Source organism: Pseudobacter sp. (genome assembly GCF_051955275.1).
Taxonomy (GTDB): domain Bacteria; phylum Bacteroidota; class Bacteroidia; order Chitinophagales; family Chitinophagaceae; genus Pseudobacter.
Map to the genome: position 1 here is coordinate 1 of NZ_JBQCGW010000180.1, position 5,934 is coordinate 5,934.

At 49.0% G+C, this 5,934-nt stretch carries 4 protein-coding genes; all 4 read left to right on the plus strand.

What is annotated here, in order from left to right; translation table 11 throughout:
• Positions 1-2,321, plus strand: a 2,321-nt coding sequence (locus tag ACTHMC_RS15215) for a histidine kinase (protein ID WP_440414263.1), incomplete at its 5' end; no start/stop codon positions are given.
• Between the two features lie 458 nt (positions 2,322-2,779).
• A complete protein-coding gene (locus ACTHMC_RS15220) occupies positions 2,780-2,950 on the plus strand; it encodes a class I lanthipeptide (RefSeq protein WP_440414264.1) in 171 nt (56 codons plus the stop codon).
• Between the two features lie 96 nt (positions 2,951-3,046).
• On the plus strand, positions 3,047-4,306 hold the full coding sequence (locus tag ACTHMC_RS15225) for a lanthionine synthetase LanC family protein (RefSeq protein WP_440414266.1): 1,260 nt from the start codon (positions 3,047-3,049) through the stop codon (positions 4,304-4,306).
• On the plus strand, positions 4,303-5,934 hold a 1,632-nt coding region (locus ACTHMC_RS15230; protein WP_440414268.1), incomplete at its 3' end, for a lantibiotic dehydratase family protein. The genes ACTHMC_RS15225 and ACTHMC_RS15230, both read left to right, overlap by 4 nt.

The window sequence follows — 5,934 nt, forward strand, 5'->3', positions numbered from 1 at the left end:
TCAATCACTGGGCTGTCAATGACGGCAAACCGATCGGTGGATATGCAGGCGCTATCGCAAAAATAGATGAACACCGGTATGCAATGGCCAGCCGGTATTTCGGAGTCTATATCATCGATATAAAAAACAAATCAGCGCAGCACCTTCAACACGATGGTGGTGATGCGCAATCCATCCTCAACGATTATTGCCGCAGTCTTTTTATATCCCGGCAGGGTACCCTGTTTGTTCATAGCCGTGGCCTGAGTTATGCTTCTGTTGAAGCTTCCAGGCTGCAGGCAGTTACGCAGCTGACCGATAAGGAAGGGTATCGCTACAGCTCAGTGGTCAATTGTTTCCTGCGTGATCATCAGCAACACCTATGGATCGGCACCAATGCAGGCCTTTTTCAGCAGGATGCAGCCGGTATTCCGGGTAAAATGATACGTTACACCGCTGAAGAGCGTGTTAAGACCATCCGGCATATTGCGATGGATAGGAAGCAGCGGATCTGGGCTGGCACCTTCGGCGCAGGGTTGGGAAGACTGGAACATGATCAGTTCATTCCCGCATTCAAAAGAAATGATCCTGCCGCTCCTGCCCCATTCCCTTCGGATATTTATGCCATCATCCGGAATGGCGCGGAATTTCTGTTATGCTCCAATAACGGCATCACAGCATTTGATCCCATCAGCGGCAAAGGCAGATCCTTTATCGGGCATCCTGCATTGGGCGCCGTAGCCAGGCATCGCACTTTCTATGCCCTCATCGATAGCCGTGGCAATTGGTGGCTGGCGCAACGGGAAGGTCTCTTTCATTTCAATCCACAAACGCAGCAACTCACAACAGTGCCGGTGCCCGGGCAGCAGGGCGATCAGAGTATCCAGACCGTAGCGGAAGACAGTGCCGGCAATGTATATGCAGGTGGATTTACCGGACTATATATTTACACAGCCGGACAATTCAACAATCCAAAGATCATCCGGAAACAGGATGGGCTCTCCAGCAGCAATATCACCGGGCTTATCTGCGATCAGAATGGGGATGTGTGGATCATCGGGAACCGTGGCCTGGCGCGTTACAGGCCTGCCACCAACGAATTGGAAAGCTTTGATGAGAAAGATGGATTGCTGGCAGGAAACCATAAATTCTCCGCCTATTATTTAGCGGAGAACGGAACAGTTTACATCGGAAGTGAAGATGGCTACAATCATTTTCATCCTGATTCACTGGGCAGCAAATCCAATCCCCTGAAACTGCATATCACACAGCTCACCCTACAGGATACACTGATGAATATTGCCGGTTCAGGTGTACTAACGCTTCCCTATAACCGCAATAATGTTCAGTTCTCTTATCTGGCCGTGGATTATAAAACGGGGCCCTACCTGCAATACCGGTACAGGCTTACGGGGCTCGACAGTCAGTATGTCTATGCAGGCCGCCAGCGGACTGCCCGTTTCAATAACCTGAAGGCCGGCAGCTACCGGTTCAATGTGGAAGTGTCTGCCAACGGAAAGGACTGGTTCAAAGCGGAGCCATTCAGCTTTGTTATAGAACCAGCATTCTGGAAAACGCCCTGGTTCCCTGGTCTGTGCTTTTTAGCAGCATTGTTGCTTGCTTATACCTGGTACCGCATCCGCATCCGCCAGGTGCAGAAACAGGCGCAGCTGAAAGCCGATTATGAGATCAGGTTGAACGACCTGGAGAACAGCGCCCTGCGCGCACAGATGAATCCGCATTTTATTTTCAACTGCCTGAATACCATCAATGCCTTCGTGAACAGGAACGACAAGGCGCAGGCCAATCAATATATCAGCCGGTTCAGCCGCCTGATCAGGCTGATACTGGATCACTCGCGGCAAAGAAAGATCAGCCTGGAAGAAGAACTGCAGGCACTGGAACTCTACCTCCAGATAGAGCAGGTTCGCTTTGAGAACCGCTTCAGCTACCGCATAACAGTGGATGAAAACATCGAGCCAGACAATACAGCCATTCCAGGATTATTGATCCAGCCCTTTGCGGAAAACGCAATCGTGCACGGATTATTACCCGTAAAGCGGCCCGGGATACTGAATATTATTGTTTCAAAGAATAATGCAGGTATTTCCATTGTTATTGAAGACAATGGCGTGGGAAGACAACAGGCATTGGCCAACAGGCCTGATCACCAGGCGGTACAACGCTCGCATGGAACGGATATCACCATGAAGCGCGTGAGCCTGTTCAACCGGCAACACGGAAGCGACTGGCAGCCTGTTATCACCGACCTTTATGATGAACAGGGAAATGCGGCAGGCACCCGGATTGAGATCCAACTGGCGCTGGAAACATTGATCTAGTCTATATATATCCGTTATACCACAGAGCGGTAATACTCAAGGTAGCAAATCCAATCCAGCAGGATATTTTTGCAGTTGAATCTGCTTTCCGCTCCCACCCCGTTTTTTGTATTTCATTCTCCCCTAATTTTATCTCCGATATTTCTCCCCACCACCGGAATATCTTCTGATAGCAGCAACAAGTCAACAACGATCTCTTCACCCGGAGATCTGCAACCCGGATCATTCAATCAGCATTTAAAGGAATTCACTGCCTGGCCTTTTTTAAATGACCAGCCGGATATCCTTTGCCGTAGCAGGTTTCACCCCTCTCCTGCTATGTTAGTAACTACATATCAAAAACATTATGGCAATAGCTCACAGCTTTTGACAGGGCCATGTACTGCGCCCTTCCCAAGCAGGCCAGGGAATCCGAAAACCTGTAAAAGAGTAGGACTTATCATCACAATGTTTGTATTATGAAAAAGAAAACGCTCACCAAAAAACTGGCGTTGAAAGTGAAAAACGTATCAGTACTGTCTGACAGTGCAAGTGCAGCTATCAAAGGTGGATTGACATCACCAAGATGCTCTGATGGCACCTGCATCACATGCAAACCAAAACAGTGCAATTCTGACCTCTGCAGATAAACAGCAGCAGGGAATAATTTCCGCACTAACAGCAGGGCGCTTTTCAGGAGGCGTTCTGCTGCCTTTTATGGAAGGATCCGGTAAAGAATGTAAATCATGAATACAAATATTATTGAAGCAGCTCCCTGGCTGACGGATGACCAGCAACAGCAGTTCCGCAACATGCTTGGCAGAATTACAGCAACCGTGTCAGAGAAATTGCAGAAGGATCAGGTGGGATCTTTCTCAAGCGGTATCATGGGAGGGAACGCAGGCGCTGTTTTGTTTCTGTTCCATATGGCAAAGTTCAGTGAAGATGAGTTGCTGCAGGAGCAAGCCGTTGAAATGCTGGAACGCCTGCTGGAAAAGGCCGGAGAAGAAACCGGTCATTCCCTCTTTGCAGGATTACCAGGAATGGTTTGGCTGTTGCTGTATCTGCAACGGGAAGGATTTATTGATGAAGATGCATCACTGATCAGTGATGAGCTGCTGGATCAATTGTGCGATGCAAGCCTCATGATGATGCGTGCAGGGCAATACGATTATATGCACAATGGACTGAGTACAGCTGTCGCCCTGCTTTGTTCGCCCGATCATGTGCACAGCAGGAAAGATTACTTTGAAGCCGTGGTGGCCGCCCTCGATACAACAGCCATACGCTATGCAGATGATGCTGTCTGCTGGGAATATCTTTATACGGAAACACCCGGACAGGGCGTTTCCCTGGGCTTGTCGCATGGCAGCCCGTCAGTGATCAGCTTTCTCTCAAAACTTTGCCAGTTGGGAGTTGCCACGGATGCCAGCCAGCAACTGTTGCGAAAGGCCGTCCGTTTTATGCAGCTCCACTGCGATGCTGGCAGAATGGATTGTAACTACCCTTCCCTCATACACCCCGGCACCCTTCCTCCCTATGATCCTACCCGGCTGGGCTGGTGTTACGGAGATATGGGCATTGCTGTGAGCCTGATCCATGCATTCAATGCTACAGGGGATCTTGAATATAAGCGGGAAGCAGACCGGCTGATCTCGGTTATCCGGCAACGTGATGATGGTTTCAGGTGGATGCGGGACGATGCAGGGTTTTGTCATGGTACCTGGGGAATCGCCCATCTCTTTCTGCGGTTCTACCAGTATGCGCAACACCCTGCACTGAAAGAACAGGCAAGGTACTGGATCAGTCATTCACTGCAACTTACAAGAGAAACGGAAACCGGAATGGAGATTTCGCTGAAGGAGTATGATAAAGCTATCTGGAGCAGCAATATCGATGTGCTGAATGGCTTGTCCGGCGTGGGCCTGATAATGTTAGGGATGCTGTCTGACGAAAGCGCTTCATGGGATGAGGTCTATTTTCTTGATATCAACAAAATGGTATGATCAGGGTCAATGGGAATAAATACCTGCTGCGGGCACCTCTTTTTCCGGTGCAGCGGATGAAACAATGCCTGGAAGGCGATCATGAACGATGGATGCAACAGGAAGCCTTTCTGTATGGCCTCTACCTCTCTTCATCCGAACTGTACCAGGAATTCCGGAAGCAGGAAGCCGCCGGGGAATTGAAGCACAAAATGCTGCAGACGCTCCGCAAATACTGGATCAGAAGCAGCACGCGTTGCACGCCATACGCCAATTTCGCGGGATGCGCTGTAGGCAGTGCAGGTGAACGAACAGCTATAGTGATGGGCAACATACAGCAATTAGCCGAATCATGCAGACTGGATATGGACCTGCTGCATCGTTTTGTTGATACTGCTGCTACGCAGCCCGGCATGGTGACACAACTGAAATGGATCAAAAATAATTCTCTCTACAGACAAGGCAGGAAGATCCGTTATGTACGGCATGAGCTGGTCAACAACAAACGGAAATATTTCCTGTCGGAAGTGGCTTACAACAATGTATTGTGGCAGCTGCTTCAGCGTTCTTCAACCGGTGCTTCTTATGCAGACCTGGAACTGATATTACTCGAAGCAGGACTGGATAAAGAAGAAGCAGGTGTTTACATACAGTCCCTGATCCAAAATCAATTATTGCTGCATGAGCTGGAACCTGCTATTTCCGGTGCGCCTCCTATGCTGGACCTTATTCAGCGTTTCTCTGCATTTGAAGATCTGCAGCCACAGGCCGCGCTCTTGCAGGAGCTGGATACGATATTATCGAAAGATCATTTCAGCATTGACAGGCTGCAACGGGTAATAAAAAAAATGGATGAAGCAGGGCTTGACCGTTCAGGTGTTCAAACCCTGTTCCAGAGCGATCTCTACCTGCATACATCAATAAACAGCATTTCCGCCAAAGTGCTGAATGAAGTGGTTGGCGAAATAGAAAAACTGATCAGGGCCATTTATCCATTTAAAGAAAAGTCAGATGACCTGACAGTTTTCTGCGATCGTTTCCGGCAACGGTATGAAGAACAGGAACTACCTCTGTGTGAAGTGCTGGATGTGGAACTGGGTATTGGATATGGCAATTACAACAATAATACGGCATCATTAGTGAATGACCTGGAAATACCTGACAGGCATTCTTCCATCGGTAACCGATTTGCACAGTTGCTGCAACAAAAGATACAGTCATCCTCTTTAAACCATGAGCCGGTTGTGCTAACCGATGATGACCTGGATGAACTGATAAAAGCTTCCGGTGATGATCAGGGATACAGCGGTATTCAGTCTGCCGGCATTCTGGGAAGTTTATATGGGAAGAACGCCGATGAAATAGATGCGGGCAATTACCGCTTTTTCCTGAGACTGATCAACGGGCCGGGTGGTGCCAACCTGCTGGGCAGATTTTGTCATTTGCATGAAGATATTCATCGAATGACTGCTGAAATTACGGCCAGCGAGGCGGCCTTATTGCCTGCCGACACGGTATTTGCGGAGATCATCCATTTGCCTCAGGACAGGATCGGAAATATCCTGCTGCGGCCTGTATTGCGCGATTACGAGATCCCTTTTCTGGGGAATTCAGGTGCTGAATTAAAGAAGCAGATAGGCGTGGATGAC